Source organism: Azoarcus sp. TTM-91, from assembly GCF_012911025.1.
Taxonomy (GTDB): Bacteria; Pseudomonadota; Gammaproteobacteria; order Burkholderiales; family Rhodocyclaceae; genus Azoarcus.
The window spans coordinates 29,083-54,956 of the sequence record NZ_WUEI01000004.1; the positions used below are offsets into that span (position 1 = coordinate 29,083).

Here is a 25,874-nt window from a genome sequence, read left to right on the forward strand (position 1 = left end):
TGCGCCCCGGAAGGGCAGCAGCCCGCCCCCGTCGCGGCTGCAAGCACGCCGACGACGGCCCACTGCGGGGGTCCAGCGCTTAGAATCCAGGCTCTTCCCTCTCCGATAGGCCGAAAGACGCCGCCATGTTCTCGCCTGTTCTCCCCATCTATTCCGTCGCCGGCATCCGCGAGATCGAGAAGACCCTCGTACCCACCGCCCGCCCCTCCCTGATGGAACGCACCGGGCGCGCCGCGGCGGAGGATGCGGTGCGGCTCATCATGGATCGCCCCGGCCCCATCCTCATCGCCTGTGGCCCCGGCAACAACGGCGGCGACGGCTTCGTCATGGCGCGGCAGCTGCGCCAGGCCGGGCGCGACGTCACCGTCGCCTTCGCCGGCAACGCGGAAAGCCTGCCGCCGGAAGCCGCCAAGGCTCATCACGACTATCTTGCCGCTGGCGGCAGCACCGTATGCGATCTGCCGGCCGCACCGGCGCAGGGCTGGGCACTGGTGGTGGACGCCCTGTTCGGCATCGGTCTCACCCGCCCCGTCGAAGGCCGCCTCGCCGCCTGGATCCATACCCTCAACGCCCAGCAAGCGCCGCGCATGGCCCTGGACGTGCCCAGTGGCCTGGATGCGGACACCGGCCGCCTGCTAGGCGCCACCTTCCACGCCACCCACACCACCACCTTCATCGCCCTCAAGCCCGGCCTGCTGACGCTGGACGGCCCCGACCACTGCGGCGAAATCTCGGTGCAGCGGCTGGAGGTCGACGGCCCCGCCTGGGTGCCGGCACTGGGCCGCGCCATCCGCCCCAGCCTGTTCCGCGAGCACCTGGTGCCGCGACCGCGCAACACCCACAAGGGCCTGCATGGCGACGTCGGCATCCTGGGCGGCGACGCCGGCATGGTGGGCGCCGCGCTGCTCGCCGGCCGCGCCGCGCTGTGGCTGGGCACCGGCCGGGTGCTGATCGGCCTGCTGGATGCCCAGGCGCCCGCCGTCGATCCGCTGCACCCTGAACTCATGCTGCGCAAGGCCGACGCCCTGCCCGAGCGGCTCACCGCCCTGGCCGTCGGCCCCGGCCTCGGCACCCGGCCGGAAGCCGCGCCCTTGCTGGCAGCCGCCTTGGCGCGTGACATTCCGCTGGTGCTGGATGCGGATGCCCTCAACCTGCTGGGCCAGGACGCCAGCCTGCGCGACGCCCTGCTCCAGCGCAGCGCGCCCACCGTGCTCACGCCCCATCCGGCCGAAGCCGGCCGCATGCTGGGCAGCGACACCGCCAGCGTGCAGCGCGACCGCCTCGCCGCCACACTGGAACTGGCCCGCCGCTTCCACTCGCTGGTGGTGCTCAAGGGTTGCGGCAGTCTCATCGCCACGCCCGAGGGCAACTGGTATGTGAATGGCACCGGCCACCCGGGCATGGCCACCGCTGGCATGGGCGACGTGCTCACCGGCCTGGTCGTCAGCCTGCTGGCCCAGGGCTGGCCGGCGGAATCGGCGTTGATCGCCGCAGTCCACCTGCACGGCGCCGCCGCCGACCGCTTGGCGCGGGAAGGCATAGGCCCCATCGGCCTCACCGCCGGCGAAGTCATCGATGCCGCCCGCGGCGTCTACAACGGCTGGCTCATCGAGGCTACTCGCGGCCGTTGATCAAGCGCCCCGCCGCTCGCCCGGCGTCATGCCGAAGCGGCGGCGGAAGGCGCGGTTGAAGTAGGACAGGTCGGAGAAGCCGACCGCATAGGCGATCTCGCCCACCCGCGCCCGGCCGTTGCAGGCCAGTTGCCGCTCCGCCGCCAGCAAGCGCTGCTCCAGCAGATGGCCGGTGAAGGTCTGGCCCTGCTCCTTGAACAACGCCTGCAGCGTGCGCGGCGCCAGGTTCAGGTAGCCCGCTACCGCCGCCAGGTCCAGCGCCGGCTCGCCCAGGCGGGCACGGATGTAGGCGCAGCCGCGGCGGAACAGTTCCCGCCGCACCGCCGCCCGCGCCGCCTCCCCGGCCTGCTCCTGCACACCGATGGCCACCGCCAGCAGGTCCATGAAGCAGCCCGCCGCGTGATCAGCCGCCGTCGCGTCCAGCGAGGCCGCGGTGCGCGCCAGCGTGCCGGCATAGCCGAGGAAGAGTTCGCTCGCGCCGCCGGGCACCAGCGGCCGCGCCACCGCCTCGCCCAGCTCGGCGTTCCGCGCCGCCAGGCCGGCCAGCGGCACGCGGAAGCAGGTCATGCTCACTTCTTCCTGGAAATCCAGCTCGAAGGGTGAGATGCCGAAGTTGATGCTGACGCCGGCGCGGGCAACCAACTGCTCCCGCCCGTTCTGCCGCAGCCGGCAGCGGCCGCGATGGTGCAGATTGATGAAGGCCCAGCCGCTCTCGCCGCCGCTGCCGCCACGCCTCACCCGGTAGGACTCCGCCTCCAGGCTGTTCACCGCCAACGTGCCCAGGTCCAGCGCCCGCAGCCGTGCGCGGAAGGGGCGGCCGCCGCCGGAACGCTCAGTGCGCACCCGCAGGAAGGCGTCGCACACCGCGTCGTTCCAGAACGCCACGCCGTCACGCTCCGACAAGCCTTCGGTACTCCAGGTCCGCATCACGCCCATGACGACTCCCCTTGGCAAGCCCAGGCGGCGGATCAGGACAATCCGCCATGCGCCTCCGTCCAAGACCGGCCACCGGCGGCTGCCGATACTGCCTGACGCCAAGACGCATCCCGCAACGATTGCGCGAAGCCTGCCCGCACGCTATCCGCTTCTTGCATCGACGAAACGTCGCGGCGCCCCGACCCGTATCGACAGAGAGAGGCCCACGAAGATGAACGCCCCGCACGATCCGCAACTGCAGACCTACGCTCCCTACATTGGCGGCCGCACCTGGGAGTCCGCCGATCAACCGGTCACGCCGGTGATCAACCCCTACACCCGGAAACCCATCGCCCTGGTGCGGCAGGCCACCGCCGCCGACATCGACGCCGCCATCACCGCCGCACAGGAAGCGCAGAAAGCCTGGGGCAAGACCCTGGCCTCCGAGCGCGAGGCCATCCTCTGCCGCGCCGCCGACATCGTCGAGAAGCGCCGCATGGAGATCGCCAAGGTGCTGATCGAGGAAGGCGGCAACGTCTTCGGCAAGGCGATGTTCGAGTGCGACTACATGATCAGCACCTTCCGCATCGCCGCCGGCCAGGCACGCGACGTGCGCGGCGAAACCATGCCGGCGGACGCGCCGGGCCGCATCTCGATGACGGTGCGCCAGCCGCTGGGCGTGGTCGCCGGCATCGGCCCCTTCAACGCCCCCTTCCTGCTCACCGGCAAGAAGCTCGCGCCGGCGCTGGCCGCCGGCAATGCCTTCGTGCTCAAGCCCTCGCCCTACACCCCGCTGGCGGCGCTGAAGTTCGCCGAAATCCTGGAAGAAGCCGGCCTGCCGCCGGGCGTGTTCAACGTCATCCCGACCACCAACGAAGCGCTGGGCGACAAGCTGTTCGCCGACCCGCGGGTGAAGCTGGTGACCTTCACCGGCTCGGCCAGAACCGGCCGCATCCTCGCCGAGCTGGCCGGCCGCTACATGAAGCGCATCGTGCTGGAACTGGGCGGCAAGAGCCCCATCGTCATCCTCGCCGACGCCGACCTGGACTACGCGGTGCGCGCCGCCGCCTTCGGCATCTTCTTCAACCAGGGCCAGGTGTGCATGGCCAATTCCCGCATCATCGTCGAGGCGCCCATCTACGAACGCTTCTGCGCAGCCTTCGCCGCCAAGGTTCGCACCGTGCCCTACGGCGACCCGGCCAACCCCGGCACCGCGGTCGGCCCGCTGATCAACCCGGCGCAGTGCGACTTCATCCGCGGCCACATCGACGACGCCCTCGCCAAGGGCGCCCGCCTGCTCACCGGCGGCGAACGCCACGGCGCCATCTTCGAGCCCTCGGTGCTGGCTGGCGTCAGGCCCGGCATGGAGGTGTACAACGAGGAGAGCTTCGGCCCGCTGGCCTCCGTCCTGGAAGCGCGCGACTACGAGCATGCGGTGGAGCTGGCCAACGACACCTCCTACGGCCTCTCCTCCGGCATCGTCACCAACGACCTGCAGAAGGCCTTCGATTTCGCTCTGCGGGTGGAAGCCGGCGCGGTGCACATCAACGACAACTCCTTCGACGACGATCCCAACGCCCCCTTCGGCGGCCAGAAGGACAGCGGCTACGGCCGCGAGAACGGCCGCTATTCGGTGGCCGACATGACCGAGCTGAAGTGGATCACCGTGCAGCTCGGCCAGCGCCAGCTGCCGTTCTGAGCGGCAAGGACGCCGCCGGCGGGCCAATCTCACGGCCCGCCGGCCCTGCCGGGCAAGCGGAAGCCTCGCAACGCTTGCCGGCGCGCCGACGCGGATTACAATCGATGCAACCCCAAGCAGCCAGAGTTCATGCAGAAACTCAGCATCGACCGCCTCCAGCCCGGCATCTTCATTTCCCTCGCCTCCGTGGGCTGGCTGCGCCATCCCTTCCTGATCAACGAGTTCCGGCTCTCCAGCGAGAAGCAGATCCAGACGCTGCGCGAGATGGGCCTGACCGAGATCGCCTGGGACCCGGCGCGCAGCAGCGCCCAGCCCCTGCCTGAGCGTGCCGGCGCCGCTGCCCAGGGCGGCCCCGCCGACGAGGAAGACTTCGGCAGCGCCGCCCTGGCCGGCATGCTGGACGAGAAGCGCGAGCGCGCCGCCCAGTTGCGCCAGCAGCGCGAGGGCCTCGCCCGGCGCGAGCGCCAGTACGAGCAGGAAGCCATCGCCGCCGGCGAGATCCTCAAAGGCTTCGCCGCCAAGCCGGCGGAATCCCACGCCAAGGCCAGGAACCTGGTGGGTGGCGTGGTCAGCGGACTGGTCGGAAGCGAGAGCATGGTCATCCACCTGGTGAACCAGAAAAGCCGCGAGGCCGGCATCGCCTTCCACTCGCTCAACGTCATGGTGCTGTCGCTGCTGCTGGGCCGCGCCGCCAAGCTGAGCGAGGAAGAGTTGAAGCTGCTGGGCCTGGGCGCGCTGCTCCACGACATCGGCAAGGCGGAGATCCCCGCCCGCGTGCTGCGCAGCCATGCCCGCACCCCGCCCGAGGAAGCGTTCTATCGCGCCCACATCGGCTACGGCATCAAGGCGGTGGCGGCAGTGCGCGAACTGCCGGTACCGGTGCGCAACATCATCGCCTGCCACCATGAGCACTGGGACGGCAGCGGCTTTCCCAACGCCCTGGCCGGCGAGAAGATCCCGCGACTGGCGCGCTTCGCCGCCATCGGCAACCGCTACGACAATCTGTGCAACCCCTTCGACCTGCGTGAAGCCAAGACGCCGGCCGAAGCGCTGCGGCAGATGTTCCGCAGCGAAGCCGCCCACTTCGACCCGGCGTTGCTGCAGCTCTTCGTCCGCACCATGGGCGTGTATCCGCCAGGCAGCTTCGTCGCCCTCTCCAACGGCGCCGTCGGCCTGGTGGTGGAGACCCACTCGGACGACCTGCTGCGGCCGCTGGTGATGCTCCACGACGCCGATGTGCCGCGCAACGAAGCCATGCTGCTGGACCTGAAGGAGGTGGACCTCAAGGTCGCCAGCGCCCTCAGCCCGGCCAAGCTGCCGGTGGAAGTGGTGGAGTACCTCGCTCCGCGCGGCCGGGTGGACTACTACGTCGAGGGCAGCGGCTGAGCACTCACCCGCGCGCTTTCTCCATCGCTGCACCGGCCGGGCCCGCTCCCGCCGATAACAAGAACAAGGACCATGCCCGACTCCCCTACCCACCTGCTGCGCGCCGTCCTGCTGCTGCTCGGCGCGCTCGTTCTCTTCGTGTTGCTGGACGCCACCTCCAAGTACCTCGGCCGCAACTACCCGGTGCCCATGCTGGTGTGGACGCGCTACGTGGTGCATTTCCTGTTGATGGTGGTGTTCCTCGCGCCGTCGATGCGGCTGCGGCTGGTGAACACCCGGCGCCCGACCCGCCAGGTGGTGCGCTCGCTCTGCCTGCTGGGCACCACCTTCTGTGCCATGGCGGCGCTGTCGCGCATGCCGCTGGCGGAAACCACCGCCATCGTCTTCGCCGCGCCGCTCATCGTCACCCTGCTCGCCCGGCCAGTGCTGGGAGAACGCATCGGCGCGCTGCGCTGGGTGGCGGTCACCGTCGGCTTCGTCGGCGTGCTGCTCATCGCCCGCCCCGGTAGCGGCCTGGTGGCGGAAGGCATCGCCTTCGCCCTGGGCGGCGCAGTCAGTTATGCCATCTACCAGATCCTCACCCGCCAGCTCTCGCCCACCGAGAACCCTGTGACCATGCTGTTCTACACCGCGCTCATCGGCAGCGCCGGCATGTCGCTGGCCTTGCCCTGGATCTGGGGCGGGCCGATGCCGGGGCTGGTGGACGGGCTGCTGTTCCTGTCCATGGGTGTGTATGGCGGCCTCGGCCACTTCCTGCTCATCCGCGCCTTCCGCGACGCGCCGGCCTCGGTGTTGTCGCCCATCCTCTACGTGCAACTGGTGTGGGCGACGCTGTTCGGCTGGCTGGTGTTCGACCATGTGCCGGACGGCGCCGCGCTTGGCGGCATCCTGACCATCGCCGTGGCCGGCGCCATCATCGCGCTGGACAGCCGCCGCCTGCGGCCCGCGGTGGAGCCGGGCTGAGGCCGGCCGGGTCCGTTGCGGCCGGGGGCCGGTGCTAAAATCGCCCGGTCAACCTAGAAGCGACTCCACTCATGACTCTTTCCGAGCAGCTCCGCGTCGAGATCCAGCGCAACGTCGCCACCTCCCTGGCCGAGGACATCGGCACCGGCGACCTCACCGCCCGCCTCATCCCCGCCGATACAGATGCCCGCGGCCGCGTCATCACCCGCGAGAACGCGGTGGTGTGCGGCACGGCCTGGTTCGACGCCGCCTTCGCCGCGCTGGACCCGGCCTCCACCGTGCTCTGGCATGTGCGCGACGGCGACCGCGTCGAAGCCGGCCAGACCCTGTGCGACGTGGTGGCCGGCGCCCGCACCCTGCTCACCGCCGAACGCACCGCGCTGAACTTCCTGCAGCTGCTCTCCGGCACCGCCACCGTCACCCGCCGCTTCGTGGACGCGGTGGCCGGCACCCGCGCCCGGATCATCGACACCCGCAAGACCCTGCCCGGCCTGCGCCTGGCGCAGAAGTACGCGGTGGCGGTGGGCGGCGGCACCAACCACCGCATCGGCCTGTACGACGGCATCCTGATCAAGGAGAACCACATCATCGCCGCCGGCGGCATCCGCCAGGTGGTGGAACAGGCGCGCGCCATCGCGCCGTCCAACGTCTTCATCGAGGTCGAGGTGGAGAACCTGGAAGAGCTGCGCGAGGCGCTGGATGCGGGCGTCACCATGGTACTGCTGGACAACATGAGCCTGGAGGAAATGGCCGAGGCGGTGCGCATCACCAATGGCCGCGCCGAGCTGGAAGCCTCCGGCGGCGTCAGCTTCGACAAGGTGCGCGCCATCGCCGAAACCGGGGTGGACCGCATCTCCATCGGCAGCCTGACCAAGGACGTCACCGCGCTGGACCTCTCGCTGCGCCACGTCGAGGAATGAGGCGGCTGGCATGAGCCGGCTCCCGCAAAGCAGAACGGCCCGCACCTGCGGGCCGTTCCGTTTTTCAGCGCCGGGCGAACCGTCCGCCGGCACCATCACTCAATGGCCATCACTCAATGGCCGGCGTCCATCGCCGCCGCACCGCCACCGCCCGCTGGCTGGCGCTGCGGCTTGGCCAGCCAGATCAGCGCCGCCAGCCCCAGCAACAACAGGCCGGACAGCCAGAAGTACTCGTTGGCCGACAGCATGTAGGCCTGGGCGTTGAGCTGGCGCTCGATCTGCGCCAGCGCCGCGTCCCGGCTCATACCCAGCGACATCAGGCTGTCCAGGTAGCTGCGCGCCGCCGGCTCGTAGGCATTCACATGTTCCGCCAGCTGGGCGTGGTGCATGGAGGCACGGTTCTCCCAAGTGGTGGTGGACACCGAAGCGCCCACCGCCGCCGCCACCATGCGCAGGAAGTTGGACAGGCCGGACGCCGCCGGAATGCGATCCGGCGACAGGCCGGACAGGGTCAGCGAAGTCAGCGGAATGAAGAAGGCCGCCACCGCCGCGCCCTGGATCAGCTGCGGCAGCACCAGTTGCCACGGCCCCACGCCCAGGGTGAATTCGGAGCGCATGAAATTCACCACCGCGAACAGGATGAAGGCGGCGCTCGCGTACAGCCGCGGATCGGTCTTGTGCAGCGTCTTGCCCACCACTGGCGACAGGATCATGGCGAAGATGCCGATGGGCGCGGTCACCAGCCCCGCCCAAGTGGCGGTGTAGCCCAGGTATTGCTGCAGCCACAGCGGCATCAGCACCACGCTGCCGAAGAACATGCCGTAGCCGAGCGCGATCGCCACCACGCCGGTGGAGAAGTTGCGCCGTTTGAACAGCGATAGATCGACGATGGGATGTTTCTCACCCAGTTCCCAGATCAGGAAGAAGCAGAAGCCCACCACCGCGGTCACCCCCAGGGCGACGATCTGGCCGGAGGCGAACCAGTCCAGCTCCTTGCCCTTCTCCAGCATCACCTGCAGCGCGCCTACCCACAGCACCAGCAGGCCGAGGCCGACCACATCTATCGGCAACTTGCGGATGGGCGACTCGCGGTGGCGGAAGATGCGCCAAGTGACCAGGCCGGCGAGCAGGCCGGCGGGCACGTTGATGTAGAAGATCCACGGCCAGGACATATTGTCCGAGATCCAGCCGCCGAGGATGGGCCCCAGCACCGGCGCGATCAGCGTCGTCATCGACCAGGCCGCCAGCGCCGCGCCCGCCCTGGCGCGCGGAAAGCTCTGCAGCAGCAGCGCCTGCGACAGCGGAATCATCGGCCCGGCTACCAGGCCCTGCAGCACGCGGAAGGCGATCAGCATTTCCAGGCTGCTGGAGAGACCGCACAGCAGCGAAGCCAGCACGAACAACAGCACCGAGCCGACGAACAGCCGCACCTGGCCGAAGCGCTGGGTGAGCCAGCCGGTGAGCGGCATGGAGATGGCGTTCGCCACCGCGAAGGAGGTGATCACCCAGGTGCCCTGGCTGGGGCTGACGCCGACGTCGCCGGAGATGGCTGGGATGGACACGTTGGCAATCGTCGTGTCCAGCACGTTCATGAAGGTGGCGAGCGACAGCGACACCGTGGCGACGGCCAAGGTGCGGCCGCTCAGCGGCGGTGGCGGCGTCGGTGTAGGCGCGGCGGCCTGCATGGCAGCGTCTCCGCTCAGCGCAGCGCGGCCAGCGGCGCATGGCCGGCCGCCGGAGTGCCGGCCACCGGACTGCCGCGCGACACCGCGGCGCCGAGGTTGGCGGCAACGATGGCCTTCACCCGCTGGCGCGCGCCATCGGGCAGCGCGGGCATGGCTTCGCTGCTGCGGCGCGCCGTCACCCCGGCGCTGGCCAGCGGCTGGCCGTCGCCCGGATCGCGCCTATCCACATCCACCACCATGGAGAGGCCGATGCGCAGCGGGTGCGCCTTCAGCTCCTCCGGGTCCAGCGCGATGCGCACCGGCACCCGCTGCACCACCTTGATCCAGTTGCCGGTGGCGTTCTGCGCCGGCAGCAGGGCGAAGGCGGAACCAGTGCCAGCGGCCAGGCCGACGACACGGCCGTGGTACTCCACCTTGCTGCCGTAGAGGTCGGCGGTAAGCACCGCGCGCTGGCCGGGATGCATGCCGCCCAGCTGGGATTCCTTGAAGTTGGCCTCCACCCACAGGCTGTCCAGCGGCACCACCGCCATCAGCGGCTGCCCCGGCGACACCCGGGTGCCCACCTGCACGCTGCGCTTCACCACCTGGCCGGCGATGGGCGCCGGCAGCCTGGCGCGCTGCAGCGCCAGCCAGGCCTCTTCCACCTTGGCGGCGGCCTGGGCCACGCTGGGGTGCTGCTCCACCGTGGTGTTGTCGATCAGCGCATGGTTGGAGGCGCGCTGCTCGCGGGCATTCGCCAGCGCCGCCTCGGCCGCGTTCACCGTGCTGCGGGCGTGCTGCAGTTCTTCGCCGGACACCGCGCCGGTGCCGGTGAGCGCCTCGCGCCGGCGCAGGTCGTCGCGGGCGCGGGCGAGATCGGACTCGCGCTGCGCCACGGTGGCGTCCAGCGAGGCGCCGGTGGCGAACAGCGTGCGCACATCGCGCACGGTGCGCGCCAGCGCGGCTTCCGCCTGGTCCAGCGCCACCTGGGCGTCGGCCGGGTCCAGTTCCACCAGCACGGTACCGGGCTGCACCTGGTCGGTGTCGTCGGCATGGATGGCCAGCACGGTGCCGGCGATCTGCGGGGTGATCTGCACCACGTCGCCAGCCACGTAGGCGTCGTCGGTATCCACATGGTGGCGCGCCTCCAGCGCCCACCAGGCGCCCCAGGCGATGCCTATGGTGCCGAACACCAAGGCGGTCAGCAGCAGCATGGCGGGGCGCCGGCGCGGCGCGGAACTGGCGGGAGAAGGGTTTTCCGTGTCGGACATGATGTCTCCGGGAATCAGGATTGGGCTGCGGCCGGCGTGGCCGAGAAGCCGCCGCCCAGGGCGCGGCTGAGTTCGATGGCGTTGTCGCGGCTGCGGGCGGCCAGTTCCACCGCCTGGCGGCGCTGCTCCAGCACCTGGGTTTCCACGCTCAGCACGGTGAGGTAGTTGGAAAGCCCTTCGCGGTAACGCAGCAGGGCAAGGCGATACGCCTCCTCCGCCGCCGCCTGCGCCTGTTGCTGCTCGGCGCGCTGGCGATCCAGCGCCTGCCAGGACACCAGCCGGTCCGCCACGTCCTGCAGCGCGCCCAGCACCGCGCCGTTGTATTGCTCCACCGCTTCGTCCTGCTCCGAGTAAGCCTGGGCGAGACCGGCGCGCAGGCGGCCGCCGTCCAGGATAGGCAGGCTGAGCGCCGGGGCGATGCCGACGATGCGGCTGTCGCTGCGCAGGAAGTGGTCGAAGCCCACCGCCTGCAGGCCGACGAAGGCGGACAGATTCACGTTCGGGTAGAAGGCGGCCTTGGCGGCATCCACGCTGGCGCCGGCGGCACGGGCGCGGGCAAGGCGGGCCTGCAGGTCCGGCCGGCGGCCGACGAGGTCTGCCGGCACTTCCGGCGGCAGCGTGGCTACTGGCGCCAGCGCCGGGCGGCTCAGCTGGCGGCCGCGCTCGGGCCCGGCGCCCACCAGCGTCGCCAGTTGGTTGCGCAGCAGGGCGATCTGCTCGTCCTCCGCCGCCAGCGTGGTGCGTGCGGCGAACACCGCGGACTCGGACTGGCGCAGCTCCACCCGCGTCTCCAGGCCGGCCGCTTGGCGCGCCGCGGTCAATTCGCCGATGCGGCTGCGCTGCGCCACGGTGGCGGCCGCCAGATCGCGCAGCGCGTAATGGTGATCCAGCTCGCCGTAGGTGCGCACCACCGCGGCGGCCAGCACCAGCCCAGCCTGGCTGCGCTCCAGCTGCGCCGCCTCGACACCGCTCATGGCCGCCTGCAGGCGGGCGCGGTTGCGGCCCCAGAAATCCAGCTCGAAGCTGAAGTCCAGCGTCGCTTCCGGCGTGTTGGCGTAGTTGCCGGCATAGGGCGCCGGCACCATGCCATAGGCGCTGTAGCGCTGGCGGGTGGCCGAGGCAGTGGCGGAAACCGAGGGCTGCAGCGCGGCGCCGGCCTGCGCCGCCTGGGCGCGCGCCTGGGCGATGCGGGTTTCCGCCACCCGCAGGTCGGGACTGCCCTGCAGCGCTTCCTGCACCAGGGCATCCAGCTGCGGATCGCCGTAGCCCCGCCACCAGCCCTCCTCCACCGCTGCGCCGTGGGCGCCGGTGGCGAGCTGGGTGCCGATGCCGGCGGTATCGTGCAGACTGGCATTCGGACCGAGGCCGCCGGGCGATGCACATGCGGCCAGCGCGAGCGTTACCGCCAGGGCCAGCAGGCGACGTCCGCGGCGGAGGCGGGAGAAACCCGCCGGGACCAGGCCAGGGCCGCCTCGAAAGCCGTCCGGGCCGGAGCATTCAGCCTGCCCGGATACCGATTGAATTGTATTTTTGCTGTTTAGCACGTTACTGCCTATGCAGGTATTTGCTTAAAAAAATTCAGCTTCCAGAAAAGCTGATTTCATTATTCGCCACGATGCGCTTGAGGAAACCGATCAGCGTATCCAGCTCTTCCTGGCTGAAGCCTTGGAGATGGGCGTTGAGCAGATCGACCACCGGCGGAATCACCTGGGGATAGAGCGCCTTGCCGGCCTCGGTCATCTCCAGGTGCACCACCCGGCGGTCTTCCTGGCTGCGCACCCGGCGGATGAAGCCCTTTTCTTCCAGGCGGTCTATCATCCGCGTCATCGAGCCGGTGTCGGTGTTGGTGCAGCGGCACAGCTCGGCGGCGGTACAGCCGGGGCGGGCCTGCACCCGCACCAGCACCAGCCACTGCGCACTGGTCAGGCCCAGGGGCGCCAGCTTCACGTCCAAGGCGTTGATCATGCGCGAGCGCACCGAGCCGATGTAGAAGCCCAGGCTTTCTTCGGCCTGGTAGCCTTCCACGGAGTACAGCGGCTTCGAATCGGAGGATGGGGCTTGGGAGTCCGGCACAGCGTTTCAACGGAAAACGGGATTACGAGGCCGGACAATACCTGCCTATGCAGTTAATGGCAAGCCAGCCATTAGCTGGCTATGTGATTCCGCTCACACGTGGGCGACGATGAAGGCCTTCACCGCATCCACGTCCGGCGCCATCACTTCCACCCGCTGCGGCAAGGCTTCGATGCCGGCGAGGTCGGCCGGGCGTTCCGGCTCCTGGGCCAGCGCTTCGCGGATGGTTTCGGCGAACTTCACCGGCAGCGCGGTTTCCAGCACCAGCAGCGGTACGCCGGCCGGCAGCGACGGCAGTTGCTCGAAGGCGACCTTGAGACCATCGGCGGTGTGGGTGTCCACCATGGTGGCGTAGTCGGCGTAGACCTTGCGGATGGTGGCCAGGCGGTCGGCATGGGTGCTGCGGCCGGAGGCGAAGGCGAAGTCGCCCAGGCGGCCGAAATGCGGCGTGCTGGTGAGGTCGAAGGCGCCACCGGCATCCACCTGCTTCCACAGCGAGGCGACGATCTCCGGGTTGCGGCCGACCAGGTCGTAGACGAAGCGCTCGAAGTTGGAGGCCTTGGAGATGTCCATCGACGGGCTGGAAGTGACGTAGGTTTCGGCGGTCTTACGCGGGCGGTAGATGCCGCTGCGGAAGAACTCGTCCAGCACGTCGTTCTCGTTGGTGGCGAGGATGAGCTTCGCCACCGGCAAGCCCATCTGCCGGGCGATGTGGCCGGCGCAGATGTTACCGAAGTTGCCCGAGGGCACGCAGAAGGCAATCTGCTGGTCGTTGTTCTCGGTAGCGGCGAAGTAGCCCTTGAAGTAGTAGACGATCTGCGCCGCGACCCGCGCCCAGTTGATGGAGTTGACCGCGCCGATCTTGTACTTCGCCTTGAAGGCGTGGTCGTTGGACACCGCCTTCACGATGTCCTGGGCGTCGTCGAACATGCCGGTGACGGCGATGTTGTGGATGTTGTCGTCCTGCAGCGAGTACATCTGCGCGCGCTGGAAGGCACTCATCTTGCCGTGGGGCGAGAGCATGAACACCCGCACGCCGTGCTTGCCGCGCATGGCGTATTCGGCGGCGGAGCCGGTGTCGCCGGAGGTGGCGCCGAGGATGTTGATGGTCTCGCCGCGCTTGTCCAGCACGTACTCGAACAGGTTGCCGAGCAGCTGCATCGCCATGTCCTTGAAGGCCAGCGTCGGGCCGTTGGACAGCTCCAGCAGGCCGAGGCGGCCCTGTTCCAGCCAGCGCACCGGAGTGATGTCGGCCGGGTCGTCGCCGGTGCGGGCGTGGCGATAGGTGTCGGCGGTGTAGGTCTTGTCGCAGATGGCCTTGAGGTCGGCCGCCGGGATGTCGGTGATGAACTTGGACAGGATGGCGAAGGCCAGCTCGGCGTAGGACAGCGAGCGCCAGGCGTCCAGCTCGGCCCGCGTCACCTGCGGATAGGTCTCCGGCAGGTAGAGGCCGCCGTCCGGCGCCAGGCCGCCAAGCAGAATGTCGCAGAACTGGGGGTTGGCGGGCTGGCCGGCGTGGCCGCGGGTGGAGATGTACTTCACGGAACGATCCTCGGAGTCGGAAGGAAGGGAACGCGGCCTGCGCCGGCGTCCGGGGCACCGTCGCGGTGCAAAGGCGGAATTCTAGCGGGTAGTGCCGGCGGGTAGTTGTTTGCCGTATCGCCCGCCAGCTGGCAGCGAGAGGCACTCCCGCGGCCAGCCAGCGTTTACACTGCGCCCTGCCCGCTTCCCGCCCATGTCATGACCCGCTACGAAAGCCTCGCCCTGGAAACCGAGCAGCGCATCCGCGACGGCCTGCTGCGCGCCGGCGAGCGCCTGCCCTCGGTGCGCAAGGCCTGCCACAGCCTGCGCCTGAGCCCCTCCACCGTGCTCAAGGCCTACTACCTGCTGGAGAGCCGCGGGCTGATCGAGGTGCGGCCGCAATCCGGCTACTACGTGAAGGCGCGGCTCTCGCGGCCGCTGCCGGAGCCGGAGATGACGCGGCCGCCGGCCACTTCCACCGCGCTGGAGGTGAGCGACTTCATCTTCGAGATACTGGAGTCGGTGAAGGATCCGGCGGTGGTACCGCTGGGCTCCAGCTTCCCCAGCCCCTTCCTCTTTCCGCTGGCCCGGCTCGGCCGCTTCCTCGCCGCCGCCGCCCGGCACATGGACCCGCTGGCCACCGTCACCGACCTGCCGCCGGGCAACGAGGAGCTGCGGCGGCAGATCGCCCTGCGCTACATCGCCCACGGCGGTGCGCTATCGCCGGACGAGATCGTCATCACCTCCGGCGCCATGGAGGCGCTCAACCTCTGCCTGCAGGCGCTGACCCGGCCGGGCGACCTGGTGGTGGTGGAATCGCCCAGCTTCTACGCCGGCCTGCAGGCGATAGAGCGGCTGGGGCTGCGGGTGGTGGAGATCCCCACCCATCCGCGCGACGGCATCAGCCTGCCGGCGCTGGCCGAGGCGCTGCAGCGCCATCCGGTGAAAGCCTGCCTGCTGATGGCGAATTTCCAGAACCCGCTGGGCAGCCTGATGCCGGAGGCGCACCGGCGCGAGCTCGTCGCCCTGCTCGCCCGCCACCAGGTGCCCTTGGTGGAGGACGACACCTATGCCGAGCTGTACTTCGGCAAGGAGGCGCCGCTGGCGCTGAAGTCGCTGGACCGCCAGGGCCTGGTGCTGCATGTCTCCAGCTTTTCCAAGAGCCTGGCGCCCGGCTACCGCATCGGCTGGGTGGCGGCCGGCCGTTACGCCCGCGCGGTGCAGCGCCTCAAGCTCGCCACCAGCCTCGCGACCACGGTGCCGGTGCAGATCGCCCTGGCCGATTTCATGCGCCAGGGCGCCTTCGACACCCACCTGCGCCGGCTGCGCGGCGCGCTCGAACTGCAGGAAGCCGACATGGCCGCCGCGGTGGAGCGCCACTTCCCGCCCGGCACCCGGATGACGCGGCCGCGCGGCGGCTACTTCAGCTGGGTGGAGCTGCCGGCTGGCAGCGACGCGCTGGCGTTGCACCGCGCCGCCCTCGCCCGCGGCATCAGCATCGCCCCCGGGCCCATCTTCTCCGCCAAGCGGGAATACGGCCACTGCATCCGCCTGAACTTCGGCCACCCCTGGTCTGCTCCGCTGGAGCAGGCGATGGCCACCCTGGGCCAGCTCGCCGCCGAAGCCCCCTCCGCCCCGGCCTGACACCCCGATGACGCCGGCCCGGCGGCGCGCCACCGAGCCGCCGCGGCGCTTGATATTCCGCGCCGCCGCAGCCATTTAAAGGGGGACGGGAATTCCCCGGTTTGCCGCAGGGAGTCTGAGCATGCAGTTCCAGGACTACTACCAGGCGCTGGGAGTGACACGGGAAGCCAGCGCGGAGGACATCAAGAAGGCTTTCCGCAAGCTCGCGCGCAAATACCATCCGGACGTCTCCAAGGAGCCGGATGCCGAGCAACGCATGAAAGAGGTCAACGAGGCCTATGCGGTGCTGTCCGACCCGCAGCGCCGCGCCGCCTACGACCAGCTGTCGCAGGGCCGCCGGCCGGGCGAGGACTTCCGCCCGCCACCGGACTGGGACGCCGGCTTCGAGTTCTCCAGCGGCTCGCCCTTCGGCAACGCCGATTTCAGCGACTTCTTCGCCGAGCTGTTCGGCCGCATGAACGCCGGCAGCGGCGCCGGGCCGAACGGGCGCCACCGCGGCGAAGACCACCACGCCCGGGTGGTGCTGGACCTGGAGGACAGCTTTACCGGCGCCACCCGGCAGATCTCGCTGCGCGTGCCGGAGCTGACCGCCGACGGCCACGTCGCCCTGCGCACCCGTACGCTGGAGGTGCGCATACCGCGCGGCGTGCGCGAAGGGCAGGTCATCCGCCTCGCCGGCCAGGGGGCGCCCGCCTTCGGCAATGCGCCGGCCGGCGACCTGCTGCTGGAGGTGAGCTTCCGCCCGCATCCGCGCTTCCGTGCCGAGGGCCGCGACCTGCACCTCGGCCTGCCGGTGGCGCCCTGGGAAGCAGCGCTGGGGGCGGTGGTGGAATTGGCGCTGCCGGAGAGCACGCTGAAAGTGCGCATTCCCGCCGGCGCCCAGCACGGCCGCCAGCTCAGGGTGCGCGGCAAGGGCCTGCCCGGCGATCCGCCCGGCGACCTGCTGCTGGATCTGCGCATCGTGCTGCCGCCGGCGGACACCCCGCAGGCGAAGGCGCTGTATGAAACCATGGCGCGGGACATGGCTTTCGACCCGCGCGCCGAAGCGAGGAGCTGACCATGCACAACGACAAGGACATCCCCACCGGCAGCGCGCTGGAGGACTGCTGGCTGCCGCTGGAACAGGTGGCTGCGGCCTGCGCGGTCGAGCCGGAATGGCTGCTGCGCCACATCGAGGACGGCCTCTTCGTCGGCATGGCCAGCGTCGGCGGCACCTGGCGCTTCTCCACCATCGGCCTCGCCAGGGCCCGGCGCATGCGCGAACTGGAACGCAACTTCGACGCGGTGCCGGAGCTCGCCGCCCTGGTGGCCGACATGCTGGAGGAGATGGACCGGTTGCGCGCCCGCCTGCGCCGCGCGGGCCTGGCCTGAACGGCGCACCGGGGCAAGGCCGGCGCGGCAGCACCGGCAGGCACTTGGAAGCCGGCCTTGCAGCCCCAATCTGCAGGCTACCGGCGCCAGCAAGCCATGACATCACCCGCCGGCCAGGAGCCCTCATGAACGACAAACTGCATCTCGCCTGTCCCCACTGTGCCGCCATCAACCGCCTGCCAGCGCAGCGCCTGAGCCAGCAGCCGGCCTGCGGCAGCTGCCACCAGGCGCTGTTCACCGGCCAGCCGCTGGCGCTGAACGAGGAAGGCTTCGACCGCCATCTGCAGCGCGAAGAGATACCGCTGCTGGTGGATTTCTGGGCCCCCTGGTGCGGCCCCTGCCGCAGCATGGCGCCGGCCTTCGCCGCTGCCGCGGCCACGCTGGAGCCAGCCTTCCGCCTCGCCAAGGTGGATACCGAGGCGGTGCCGCAGCTGGCCGCCCGCTTCGGCATCCGCAGCATTCCCACGCTGATCCTGTTCCGCCACGGCCGCGAAGTGGCGCGCCAGGCCGGTGCCATGGGCAGCGCGGATATCGTGCGCTGGGCGCGCAGCCAGGGCTGAGGGCGGGTTGCCGTCCACCGGCTCCGGCCACGGAACAGCCTTCTTCATGCCGCCCTCCCGGGAGTTCAGATGAACCGCCGCCCCAACTCCGCCGCCCGCGCCCTGCAGCTACTGGCACTCATCGGAATCCTCCTGCTGCTGTGGCAGGGCTATGCCCTGCTGAGCACGCCGGCAGCCGAACCCCGCGCCATCACCGCCCGCGGCGACCTCGCCGCCGACGAGCAGGCCAGCATCGCCCTGTTCGAGAACAGCCGGGATTCGGTGGTCTACATCACCACCCGCAGCCAGGTGCGGGACCCGTGGACGCGCAACGTCTTCTCGGTGCCGCGCGGCACCGGCTCCGGCTTCATCTGGGACGAGGACGGCCATGTGGTAACCAATTTCCACGTCATCCAGGGCGCCAGCGAAGCCATGGTGAAGCTGGCCGATGGCCGCGACTACCGCGCGGTGCTGGTCGGTGCCAGTCCGGCGCACGACATCGCGGTACTGCGCATCGCCACCGGCTTCCAGCGCCCGCGGCCGGTGCCCATAGGCAGCAGCCACGACCTGAAGGTGGGGCAGAAGGTATTTGCCATCGGTAACCCCTTCGGCCTCGACTGGACGCTGACCACCGGCATCGTCTCGGCGCTGGACCGCTCGCTGGACGGCGGCGACGGCAACACCATCTCTCATCTCATCCAGACCGACGCCGCCATCAACCCTGGCAACTCCGGCGGCCCGCTGCTGGATTCCGCCGGCCGGCTGATCGGCATCAACACCGCCATCTACAGCCCCAGCGGCGCCAGCGCCGGCATCGGCTTCGCGGTACCGGTGGACACGGTGAACCGGGTGGTGCCGGAGCTGATCGCCCGCGGCCGCTACAGCCGGCCGGCAGTAGGCGTGGAGATAGACGACACCCTCAACCGCCGGCTGGCCGCCGCCTTCGGCCGCGAGGGCGTGTTCGTTCTGCGGGTGAACCCCGGCTCCGCCGCCGCCCAGGCCGGCCTCGCCGGCGTACGGCTGACGCCGGAGGGCGCAGTGCTGCCGGGCGACATCGTGGTCGCCATCGACGGCAAGAAGGTGGATTCGGTGGGGCGCTTCAGCGCGCGGCTCGACGACTACCGGGTCGGCGACACGGTGACGCTGACGCTGGAGCGCGACGGCAAGACACGGGAAGTGCAAGTAGTGCTGCAGCCAGGCGGCGCTTGAGCCGCCAGGCCGCCCGGCTTGATCGTGGCGCCTCGAGCGCGCTCGGGCGCTTGGGGAAGATCCAGGCAACCGCCCCTCGCAGGAGTTTCTCCCCTGCCCTCCCGCGAGGGGGAGGAAGCAAGGCTGCGGCTCCGCGCAACTGGACCCGCGCCTGGGCGAGGCCAGTGCGGCGACGATTCAACGCTTCAGCGATTCACATCCACCACCACGCGGCCGCGCACCCGGCCGGCCAGCAGTTCGCCGGCAAGCGGAATGGCCTCGCTGAGGCCAACCTCCTGCGTCATCACCTCCAGCAGCGCCGGGTCCAGGTCGCGGGCCAGGCGTTCCCAGGCCTGCAGGCGGTCGGGCCGCGGACACATCACGCTGTCCACCCCGGCCAAGGTCACGCCGCGCAGGATGAAGGGCGCCACCGAGGCCGGCAGGTCCATGCCCTGCGCCAGGCCGCAGGCCGCCACCACGCCGCGGTAGCGCAGGCTGGCGCAGACGTTGGCCAAAGTGTGGCTGCCTACGGTGTCCACCGCCGCCGCCCAGCGCTCCTTGCCCAGCGGCTTGCCCGGCGCGGAGAGTTCGGCGCGGTCGATGATGTAGGAAGCGCCCAGCTTCTTCAGGTAGTCCGCCTCCGCCGGCCGGCCGGTGGAAGCAACCACGGTGTAGCCCAGGCGGGCGAGCACCGCCACCGCCACGCTACCGACGCCGCCGGCGGCGCCAGTCACCAGCACTTCGCCCCAGCCGGGCGTCACGCCGTGACGCTCCAGCGCCAGCACGCACAGCATCGCGGTATAGCCGGCGGTGCCTATGGCCATCGCCTGGCGCGGCGAGAAGGCTGCCGGCAGCGGCACCAGCCAGTCGCCCTTCAGGCGCGCCTTCTGCGCCAGCCCGCCCCAATGCACCTCGCCCACGCCCCAGCCGTTGAGCACCACCTGGTCGCCCGGCTTGTACTCCGGGTGGCCACTGTGCGTCACCGTGCCGGCGAGGTCGATGCCGGGCACCATCGGAAAGCGCCTCACCACCGGGTTGGTGCCGGTGATGGCAAGGCCGTCCTTGTAATTGAGAGTGGAATAGGCAACATCCACCGTCACGTCGCCCTCGGGCAACGCGCCCTCGTCCAGCTCCGTCAGCACGGCACGGTAGCCCGCTTCGTCCTTGTCGATCCGGATTGCCTTGAACATCCTGCCTTCCTCCATGATGTCGCCCGGCGCCGCCGGGCATGGGGCCGGCCGCTTCAGCGGCGCGGCAAGGTAGCGACGAAGCCCTCGGCAAACAGGCGCAGCGCCCGCTCGTTGCCTTCCAGCTTGGCCCTCAGCACCGCGCCTTCCCAGCCGGTCCAGAAATAGGCGGCAAGACGGGTGCAGTCGGCGCCCGCCGCCAGTTCGCCGGCCTCTTTCGCTGCTTCCAGGCAAGCGGCCAGGCGGCTCTCCCAGTCGGCCAGCACCGCGCGCAGGCTCTCCCGGTAGGCCTCCGGCAGCGCGGCGATCTCCTGCCCCAGGTTGCCGACCAGGCAGCCGCGGCGGAAGGCGTGGCGTGCCATGCCGGCGCAAGCGTCATCCACGAAGGCTTGCAGCCGCGCCAGCGGCGACAGCGCCTCGTCGAGGAAATGGCGATCCAGCTTGCGGGCGAAGTAGGCGGCGTAGCGCTCTATCAGCGCCGCGCCGAAGGCTTCCTTGCTGTCGAAGTAGTAATAGAAGGAGCCCTTGGGCACGCCGACCCGGCGCAGCAGTTCGTCCAGCCCGCTGGCGGCAAAGCCCTTCTCGGTGAGGACCTCCAGCCCGGCGCGCAGCAGGGCTCCCCGAGTATCACGGGCGCCCTCCGCGCGCGGCGGGCGGCCAGGCTTGCGGCGCATCGGAGGACTGGCGGCCGGGTCGGTCGCGCTATCCACTGGGAGGTCGGTCGGGGCTGATGAGCTCATGCCCGGAATATTAGACCGATCGTCTACAAAATCAAGCCGAGGATGTTTTTCCCTGCCGGCAAACTGTTACGCTCAGAAATCGAACAGGCTGACACTGTTACGAAACGGTGCCCGATGGTGTACTCCCGCTGCCGTTCCTCCGGCGCTCGACTCCGGCGTCCGGGCAGGCGGCGCGACGAGGAAAACACCACCATGTCAGCATCCACCAGCCGGGCCCACGATGCCCGCATCCTGTTCTACACCAAGACCGGCAAGGTCCATCCCCGCGAAGTCCGCGGCTACTACGACAGCTTGCGCTGGGCCATGGTCTGGCTCACCCAGATCGTGTTCTACGGCGCCTGCTGGCTCAGCTGGGACGGCCGTCAGGCGCTGCTGTTCGACATCGCCGAGCGCAAGTTCTACTTCTTCGGCCTGGTGCTGTGGCCGCAGGACGCGCTGCTGCTGGCCATCCTGCTCATCATCTCCGCTACCGCGCTGTTCCTGGCCACGGCGGTAGCCGGCCGGCTGTTCTGCGGCTTCGCCTGTCCGCAGACGGTCTATACCGCCATCTTCCGCTGGGTGGAGGCGCGCATCGAAGGCGACCACCTCGCCCGCATGCGCCTGGACCAGGCGCCGGCCGGCCCGCGCAAGCTGGCGCTGAAAGCGGCCAAGCACGCGTCCTGGCTGGCGATCTCGTTATGGACCGGCATCACCTTCGTCGGCTACTTCACCCCGCTGCAGGGTTTGCTGGCGGAGATAGCGCAGCTTTCGCTGGGCGGCTGGGCGGCTTTCTGGGTGGGCTTCTACGCTCTCTTCACCTATCTGCAGGCCGGTTTCGCGCGGGAGATGGTGTGCCAACACATGTGCCCCTATTCCCGTTTCCAGGGGGTGATGATCGACGCCGACACTTCGACCGTGTCCTACGACGCCCGCCGCGGCGAACCGCGCAAGGCCAAGCGCACCGGCGGCGCGCATGGCGACTGTGTGGATTGCAGCCTGTGCGTGCAGGTCTGCCCCACCGGCATCGACATCCGCGAGGGCCTGCAGTACCAGTGCATCAACTGCGGCCTGTGCGTGGATGCCTGCGACAAGGTGATGGACAAGGTCGGCAGCCCCACCGGCCTGATCCGCTTCGCCTCCGAGCGGCAGTTGGCCGGCGGCCAGGCGAAGGCGGTGTGGCTGCGGCCGCGGGTGCAGATCTACGCCAGCCTGCTGGTGGTATTTACCGCGCTCGGTGCGTGGACGCTGTCGCAACGTATTCCGCTGCTGGCCGACGTGCTGCGCGACCGCGCGGTGCTGCTGCAGGAGGCGGCAGACGGCAGCATAGAGAACAGCTACACGCTGAAGCTGATGAACCTGGTGGAAGCGCCGCGCCGCTTCGCGGTGACGGTGGATGGCCCGGCCGGCGCCCGCCTCGTCGGCAACAGCAGCTTCGACGTGCCGGCGGGCAGCGTGCTGCCGGTGTCGGTCACCGTGGCCGCCGCGCCGGACGCTTCGCGCTCCGGCGCCCAGCCGGTGCGCTTCCACATCAGCGCGGTGGATGATCCGGCGGTACGCATCGTCGAGCAGAGTTCCTTCCTGCTGCCCTGAAGCGCCCCACCTCTCCTTCAGTGCCGCGCGTCCAGCATCTCGCGCAGCGGCACTGGCAGGAGGGCGCGCAGGCGGGCGACGATGGCTTCCTCCTTGCGCGTCCACAGGATGCCCAACCAGATCACCAGCAGGCCGAGCGCGGTGAGCACGAAGGGGAAGAGCACGCTGTCCTTGAACACGTCGTAGGCGAGGTGGCCGAGGTAGAAGGAGGCGCCCAGGCCGCCGAAGACGACGAAGACCCGCCGCGCCAGCGCCGCGCCTATGCCTATCATCGCCAGGTTGATGCAGAAGTAGAGGAACTTGCCGAGCTCGTCATGGGAGTCCATGGCGCTCAGCCCGCCCCAGAAGGCGACGACGCCGAAGAGGTAGAGCCAGAAGGCGAAGTCGCGCTGCTGCCGGGTGCGCACATCCACCCAGAAGGCGAACAACGCCATCGCCAGCCCGAACCACAGCGACACCAGCTTGCGCAACTGCCAGTCGTAGTCGCCATCCAGGCTGAGGTAGGGCACCACGTCCATGCTGATGTACCACAACGTCACCGCTACCGGCATGACCATGAAAGGCAGGCGGTAGCGCCACAGCAGGATGGCGGCGGCTGCCAGCGTCGCCAGCTCCATCATCAACCAGCGCCAGTCGATATGGGTGTGGTAAGCGCGGAAGGGCCGGCCATCCGCCCACCAGCCCAGGCCGACCTGCAACCCATACACCGCCAGCGGCACCAGCACCACGACGAAGGCGCCGACGATGCCGGCCGGAATGGCCAGCCGCCTGTGCAGCAGGAATTCGACGAAGGCCAGGCCGGCAGCGCCGTAGCCCAGAGCGATCGCCATCAGCCCCCAGCCGCCGAAGCGCTCCCAGCCCAAGTTCATGAACAGCGACATCGCGCCTATCGCCAGCATGCCGCCGAGGTAGTAGAGAATGTGCGCCGCCTTGAAGCGCGGCACGTCCTGGTTGCGCGTTTCCAGGAAGCGCCACAGCGCCTCGGCCTGGCTCTCGCTCAGCACGCCGGCGGCGCTCGCGTCCTGGAGCGCCTTGCGGTTCAGTTCCATCTGCTGTTCCTCGATCTGGGCACGGCGCCCAAGGGTAAGGCAGGAAAGCGCGGCCGCGGTACATGGGCCCGGGACGGCAGTCGAGAGGGCCGGCTTCGGGTAATCGCCGCCGCCGGTGCACCCGGCGGTGGCGATTACCCGCCCGGTACTCAGACGCTCTTGTTCTTGCGCCCCAGCCAGCCCTTCACCGCCGCGCCCACCCCCAGCGCGGCCAGTGCGATCACCTTGGCGAACTTGGCCAGGAAGGCACCCATCACCGCCAGCAGGCCCAGCTTCTTCGCCGCCGCGCCGCCCACCAGCGCCGCCAGTCCGTACTCGGCCACCTTGTCCACGCTGCTGTCGAAATCGCCGTAGCGCTTGCCCTCGTTGAAGCTGAGGCCGGCGAGCAACTGGCGGGCGATCGGCTTTTCCGCCTCGACGCTGGCGAGGTCGGTCACCAGGTTCATCGAGTAATAGCCTTCGCGGCCGAGCTGGTAGGTGTTGTAGTTCACCCCGGCGCCGCTATCCTCGGCGGGGTGCTTGTCCCGTACCTCCGCCGACCACACCAGCCTGTGGGTGCTGGCATCGTAGGCGGGCTTCTCCACCCAGCCGGCGACGACGAATTCGGCGATGCCGCGGGCGGCGCGCTGCTCGTTGGCCTGCTCGGTGCCGTCCTTGAGGTTTTGCAGCAGTTCGTCGGCATCCCAGTCCTTGGCGTCGTCGTCCTTCACATAGCCGGCGCGCTCGAAGCGCACGCTGACAAAGCCGTTCATCTGCTCGCCGATGACAAGGCCGAGGAAATCGCCGTCGGTGAGATTGCCCATGGCGTGCATCAGCCGGGCTGCTTCTACCTTGGGGATGAAGGAGAAGCCGGCCGGCAGGTCGAGTGCGCCCTGGTCGCCCAGGGAAATCTGCGCCGGGCCGTGTTGCTGCGCCGCAGAAGCGGCCTCGGAGGCGGCTTCCAGCTCGCTGGCCTGGGAGGTCGCAGCCGCGGCGGCGGGCGGAGTTTCGGCGAAAGCGGGAGATGCAAGCAGCAGGGCAAGGGAAGAAAGGCAGGCGGCCAGGCCGTTGCCGAACAGGCGCAGGGACATGATGTGGAATCCGTGGAAAAAGAAGACGCTAAGAGAACAACCGAGGAAAGCCGCAAGGACAAGAGCAAAGGCGAGAAGATACGCCGCCGCAATCACTCCGTCATCATGACTTTCGGGTGAAGGTCGACTCCGTTCCCCGCGCGGCGGGTTCACCCCGAGCGCATCCCTCGTCCAAAGCCCTTAGAATCGCCCGCCTCGACTTTTCCTTTCCCTGGCGACCCCACCATGATCTCCAGCTTCACCCCGCCGCAACGCATCCTGATGGGCCCCGGCCCCTCAGACGTGCCGCAACGCATCCTGGACGCGATGGCGCGCCCCACCATAGGCCACCTGGACCCGGCTTTCGCCGAACTGATGGAGCAGACCAAGACCCTGCTGCGCTACGCCTTCCAGACCGAGAACGCGCTGACCTTCCCGGTTTCCGCGCCTGGCTCCGCCGGCATGGAGATGTGCTTCGTGAACCTGGTCGAGCCGGGAGATACCGTCATCGTCTGCCGCAACGGCGTATTCGGCGGCCGCATGCTGGAGAACGTGAAGCGCTGCGGCGGCGTGCCGGTGGTGGTGGATGACGCCTGGGGCACCGCGGTGGATCCCGCCAAGGTGCGCGCCGCCTTCGAAGCCAATCCGCAGGCGCGGGTGCTGGCCTTCGTGCATGCCGAAACTTCCACCGGCGCCCAGTCCGACGCCGCGGCGCTGGCCGCCATCGCCCGCGAGTTCGGTGCGCTGACCATCATGGACTGCGTGACCTCGCTGGGCGGCACGCCGGTGCGGGTCGACGAATGGGGCATAGACGCCGCCTACTCCGGCAGCCAGAAATGCCTCTCCTGCACGCCCGGCCTGTCGCCGGTGACCTTCTCCGAGCGCGCGGTGGAACGAGTGCGCGCCCGCCGCATGCCGGTGCAGAGCTGGTTCCTGGACCTCAGCCTGGTGCTGGGCTACTGGCAATCCGGCGGCCGCCGCACCTATCACCACACCGCGCCGGTGAATCCGATGTATGCACTGCACGAGGCGCTGGTGATGCTGCGCGAGGAAGGCCTGGAGAACGCCTGGGCCCGCCACCGCACGATGCACCTGCGGCTGAAGGCGGAGCTGGAAGCGCTGGGCCTGAGCTTCGTCGTCGCCGAGCAGGACCGCCTGCCGCAGCTGAACGCGGTGCATGTGCCGGCCGGCGTGGACGAGGCGGCCATCCGCGCCCGCCTGCTGACGGAGTTCGACCTGGAGATCGGCGCCGGCCTGGGCGACATGGCCGGCAAAATCTGGCGCATCGGCCTGATGGGCCACTCCGCCCGCGAGGAAAACGTGCTGCGCTGCGCGGATGCGCTGCGCCAGTGCCTGGGCGGCAAGCGCATGGCGGCCTGAGTTCAGCCCACGCCCGGCCTGGCTGGCGCCGGGATGCCCCCGGCGCCAGCACGCAGAAACGACAACGCCGGCTTCACGCCGGCGTTGTTCCATTCATCCGCCTAGAAGCAAAAGC

The 25,874-nt window shown here is 69.7% G+C and carries 22 protein-coding genes; 12 read left to right on the forward strand and 10 right to left on the reverse strand.

Annotated elements, in window-relative coordinates:
- Positions 1 to 125 precede the first annotated feature (125 nt).
- A complete protein-coding gene (locus GRF61_RS02145; protein WP_169149088.1) occupies positions 126 to 1,631 on the forward strand; it encodes an NAD(P)H-hydrate dehydratase in 1,506 nt (501 codons plus the stop codon).
- Here the strand turns inward: GRF61_RS02145 and GRF61_RS02150 are convergent, their stop codons facing one another.
- On the reverse strand, positions 1,632 to 2,567 hold the full coding sequence (locus GRF61_RS02150) for an AraC family transcriptional regulator (RefSeq protein WP_169149089.1): 936 nt from the start codon (positions 2,565 to 2,567) through the stop codon (positions 1,632 to 1,634).
- A gap of 211 nt (positions 2,568 to 2,778) precedes the next feature.
- Here GRF61_RS02150 and GRF61_RS02155 point away from each other — a divergent pair, with 211 nt between their 5' ends.
- From GRF61_RS02155 to nadC, 4 genes are all read left to right on the forward strand, one after another.
- Entirely contained in the window at positions 2,779 to 4,245 is a 1,467-nt protein-coding gene (locus GRF61_RS02155; protein ID WP_169149090.1) for an aldehyde dehydrogenase family protein, read from the forward strand.
- Between the two features lie 129 nt (positions 4,246 to 4,374).
- Positions 4,375 to 5,631: an HD-GYP domain-containing protein gene (locus tag GRF61_RS02160; protein WP_169149091.1), complete on the forward strand. Its 1,257-nt coding sequence runs from the start codon at positions 4,375 to 4,377 to the stop codon at positions 5,629 to 5,631.
- Between the two features lie 72 nt (positions 5,632 to 5,703).
- Complete coding sequence (locus GRF61_RS02165) at positions 5,704 to 6,594, forward strand: DMT family transporter (RefSeq protein WP_211165687.1); 891 nt, start codon at positions 5,704 to 5,706, stop codon at positions 6,592 to 6,594.
- 71 nt (positions 6,595 to 6,665) lie between these two features.
- On the forward strand, positions 6,666 to 7,514 hold the full coding sequence (gene nadC / locus GRF61_RS02170; protein WP_169149092.1) for a carboxylating nicotinate-nucleotide diphosphorylase: 849 nt from the start codon (positions 6,666 to 6,668) through the stop codon (positions 7,512 to 7,514).
- 113 nt (positions 7,515 to 7,627) lie between these two features.
- Here the strand turns inward: nadC and GRF61_RS02175 are convergent, their stop codons facing one another.
- The 5 genes from GRF61_RS02175 to thrC form a co-directional block, all read right to left on the reverse strand.
- Entirely contained in the window at positions 7,628 to 9,199 is a 1,572-nt protein-coding gene (locus GRF61_RS02175) for a DHA2 family efflux MFS transporter permease subunit (RefSeq protein WP_169149093.1), read from the reverse strand.
- 14 nt (positions 9,200 to 9,213) lie between these two features.
- Positions 9,214 to 10,449 (reverse strand): HlyD family efflux transporter periplasmic adaptor subunit, encoded by a 1,236-nt coding sequence (locus GRF61_RS02180; protein ID WP_169149094.1) that lies wholly within the window; start codon positions 10,447 to 10,449, stop codon positions 9,214 to 9,216.
- 14 nt (positions 10,450 to 10,463) lie between these two features.
- Entirely contained in the window at positions 10,464 to 11,993 is a 1,530-nt protein-coding gene (locus GRF61_RS02185) for an efflux transporter outer membrane subunit (RefSeq protein ID WP_348982333.1), read from the reverse strand.
- Between the two features lie 34 nt (positions 11,994 to 12,027).
- On the reverse strand, positions 12,028 to 12,474 hold the full coding sequence (locus GRF61_RS02190; protein ID WP_169149095.1) for a MarR family transcriptional regulator: 447 nt from the start codon (positions 12,472 to 12,474) through the stop codon (positions 12,028 to 12,030).
- 141 nt (positions 12,475 to 12,615) lie between these two features.
- Complete coding sequence (thrC, locus tag GRF61_RS02195; RefSeq protein WP_169149096.1) at positions 12,616 to 14,064, reverse strand: threonine synthase; 1,449 nt, start codon at positions 14,062 to 14,064, stop codon at positions 12,616 to 12,618.
- Between the two features lie 198 nt (positions 14,065 to 14,262).
- On the opposite strand from thrC, the gene GRF61_RS02200 reads away from it, so the two are divergent.
- The 5 genes from GRF61_RS02200 to GRF61_RS02220 all read left to right on the forward strand — a co-directional run bounded on the left by GRF61_RS02200 (position 14,263) and on the right by GRF61_RS02220 (position 18,806).
- Positions 14,263 to 15,687 (forward strand): PLP-dependent aminotransferase family protein, encoded by a 1,425-nt coding sequence (locus GRF61_RS02200; RefSeq protein ID WP_169149097.1) that lies wholly within the window; start codon positions 14,263 to 14,265, stop codon positions 15,685 to 15,687.
- A 121-nt stretch (positions 15,688 to 15,808) separates the two neighbouring features.
- Positions 15,809 to 16,744, forward strand: a complete 936-nt coding sequence (locus tag GRF61_RS02205; protein WP_169149098.1) for a DnaJ C-terminal domain-containing protein — start codon at positions 15,809 to 15,811, stop codon at positions 16,742 to 16,744.
- 2 nt (positions 16,745 to 16,746) lie between these two features.
- Positions 16,747 to 17,058 carry a chaperone modulator CbpM gene (locus GRF61_RS02210; RefSeq protein ID WP_169149099.1) on the forward strand — a complete coding sequence of 104 codons (312 nt, stop codon included), beginning with the start codon at positions 16,747 to 16,749 and terminating at the stop codon, positions 17,056 to 17,058.
- A 125-nt stretch (positions 17,059 to 17,183) separates the two neighbouring features.
- Positions 17,184 to 17,618, forward strand: a complete 435-nt coding sequence (gene trxC / locus GRF61_RS02215) for a thioredoxin TrxC (protein ID WP_169149100.1) — start codon at positions 17,184 to 17,186, stop codon at positions 17,616 to 17,618.
- Positions 17,619 to 17,687: 69 nt separating this feature from the next.
- Entirely contained in the window at positions 17,688 to 18,806 is a 1,119-nt protein-coding gene (locus tag GRF61_RS02220; protein ID WP_169149101.1) for a trypsin-like peptidase domain-containing protein, read from the forward strand.
- Between the two features lie 185 nt (positions 18,807 to 18,991).
- On the opposite strand, the gene GRF61_RS02225 is transcribed toward GRF61_RS02220, so the two are convergent.
- Both GRF61_RS02225 and GRF61_RS02230 read right to left on the reverse strand, forming a co-directional pair.
- Positions 18,992 to 19,975 (reverse strand): MDR family oxidoreductase, encoded by a 984-nt coding sequence (locus tag GRF61_RS02225; protein WP_169149102.1) that lies wholly within the window; start codon positions 19,973 to 19,975, stop codon positions 18,992 to 18,994.
- Positions 19,976 to 20,028: 53 nt separating this feature from the next.
- Positions 20,029 to 20,646: a TetR/AcrR family transcriptional regulator gene (locus GRF61_RS02230; RefSeq protein ID WP_211165688.1), complete on the reverse strand. Its 618-nt coding sequence runs from the start codon at positions 20,644 to 20,646 to the stop codon at positions 20,029 to 20,031.
- A 258-nt stretch (positions 20,647 to 20,904) separates the two neighbouring features.
- On the opposite strand from GRF61_RS02230, the gene ccoG reads away from it, so the two are divergent.
- On the forward strand, positions 20,905 to 22,281 hold the full coding sequence (gene ccoG, locus GRF61_RS02235) for a cytochrome c oxidase accessory protein CcoG (protein WP_169149104.1): 1,377 nt from the start codon (positions 20,905 to 20,907) through the stop codon (positions 22,279 to 22,281).
- Positions 22,282 to 22,298: 17 nt separating this feature from the next.
- Here ccoG and GRF61_RS02240 read toward each other — a convergent pair whose 3' ends face one another.
- Together GRF61_RS02240 and GRF61_RS02245 are read right to left on the reverse strand one after the other, a co-directional pair.
- Positions 22,299 to 23,330 (reverse strand): DUF2157 domain-containing protein, encoded by a 1,032-nt coding sequence (locus tag GRF61_RS02240; protein WP_169149105.1) that lies wholly within the window; start codon positions 23,328 to 23,330, stop codon positions 22,299 to 22,301.
- A 149-nt stretch (positions 23,331 to 23,479) separates the two neighbouring features.
- Positions 23,480 to 24,400: a DUF2167 domain-containing protein gene (locus GRF61_RS02245; RefSeq protein WP_169149106.1), complete on the reverse strand. Its 921-nt coding sequence runs from the start codon at positions 24,398 to 24,400 to the stop codon at positions 23,480 to 23,482.
- Positions 24,401 to 24,625: 225 nt separating this feature from the next.
- Here GRF61_RS02245 and GRF61_RS02250 point away from each other — a divergent pair, with 225 nt between their 5' ends.
- A complete protein-coding gene (locus tag GRF61_RS02250) occupies positions 24,626 to 25,759 on the forward strand; it encodes an alanine--glyoxylate aminotransferase family protein (protein ID WP_169149107.1) in 1,134 nt (377 codons plus the stop codon).
- The last annotated feature ends 115 nt before the right edge of the window (positions 25,760 to 25,874 follow it).

Bases quoted from the DNA above. Each gene is read 5' to 3' on its own strand.
- nadC (WP_169149092.1), top strand. From the start codon at position 6,666: ATGACTCTTTCCGAGCAGCTCCGCGTCGAGATCCAGCGCAACGTCGCC.
- GRF61_RS02230 (WP_211165688.1), bottom strand. From the start codon at position 20,646: ATGCGCCGCAAGCCTGGCCGCCCGCCGCGCGCGGAGGGCGCCCGTGAT.
- GRF61_RS02145 (WP_169149088.1), top strand. From the start codon at position 126: ATGTTCTCGCCTGTTCTCCCCATCTATTCCGTCGCCGGCATCCGCGAG.
- GRF61_RS02220 (WP_169149101.1), top strand. From the start codon at position 17,688: ATGAACCGCCGCCCCAACTCCGCCGCCCGCGCCCTGCAGCTACTGGCA.
- GRF61_RS02250 (WP_169149107.1), top strand. From the start codon at position 24,626: ATGATCTCCAGCTTCACCCCGCCGCAACGCATCCTGATGGGCCCCGGC.
- GRF61_RS02210 (WP_169149099.1), top strand. From the start codon at position 16,747: ATGCACAACGACAAGGACATCCCCACCGGCAGCGCGCTGGAGGACTGC.
- GRF61_RS02225 (WP_169149102.1), bottom strand. From the start codon at position 19,975: ATGTTCAAGGCAATCCGGATCGACAAGGACGAAGCGGGCTACCGTGCC.
- GRF61_RS02165 (WP_211165687.1), top strand. From the start codon at position 5,704: ATGCCCGACTCCCCTACCCACCTGCTGCGCGCCGTCCTGCTGCTGCTC.
- GRF61_RS02180 (WP_169149094.1), bottom strand. From the start codon at position 10,449: ATGTCCGACACGGAAAACCCTTCTCCCGCCAGTTCCGCGCCGCGCCGG.
- GRF61_RS02200 (WP_169149097.1), top strand. From the start codon at position 14,263: ATGACCCGCTACGAAAGCCTCGCCCTGGAAACCGAGCAGCGCATCCGC.
- GRF61_RS02175 (WP_169149093.1), bottom strand. From the start codon at position 9,199: ATGCAGGCCGCCGCGCCTACACCGACGCCGCCACCGCCGCTGAGCGGC.
- GRF61_RS02150 (WP_169149089.1), bottom strand. From the start codon at position 2,567: ATGGGCGTGATGCGGACCTGGAGTACCGAAGGCTTGTCGGAGCGTGAC.
- GRF61_RS02245 (WP_169149106.1), bottom strand. From the start codon at position 24,400: ATGTCCCTGCGCCTGTTCGGCAACGGCCTGGCCGCCTGCCTTTCTTCC.
- GRF61_RS02240 (WP_169149105.1), bottom strand. From the start codon at position 23,330: ATGGAACTGAACCGCAAGGCGCTCCAGGACGCGAGCGCCGCCGGCGTG.
- GRF61_RS02160 (WP_169149091.1), top strand. From the start codon at position 4,375: ATGCAGAAACTCAGCATCGACCGCCTCCAGCCCGGCATCTTCATTTCC.
- GRF61_RS02155 (WP_169149090.1), top strand. From the start codon at position 2,779: ATGAACGCCCCGCACGATCCGCAACTGCAGACCTACGCTCCCTACATT.
- trxC (WP_169149100.1), top strand. From the start codon at position 17,184: ATGAACGACAAACTGCATCTCGCCTGTCCCCACTGTGCCGCCATCAAC.
- ccoG (WP_169149104.1), top strand. From the start codon at position 20,905: ATGTCAGCATCCACCAGCCGGGCCCACGATGCCCGCATCCTGTTCTAC.
- GRF61_RS02205 (WP_169149098.1), top strand. From the start codon at position 15,809: ATGCAGTTCCAGGACTACTACCAGGCGCTGGGAGTGACACGGGAAGCC.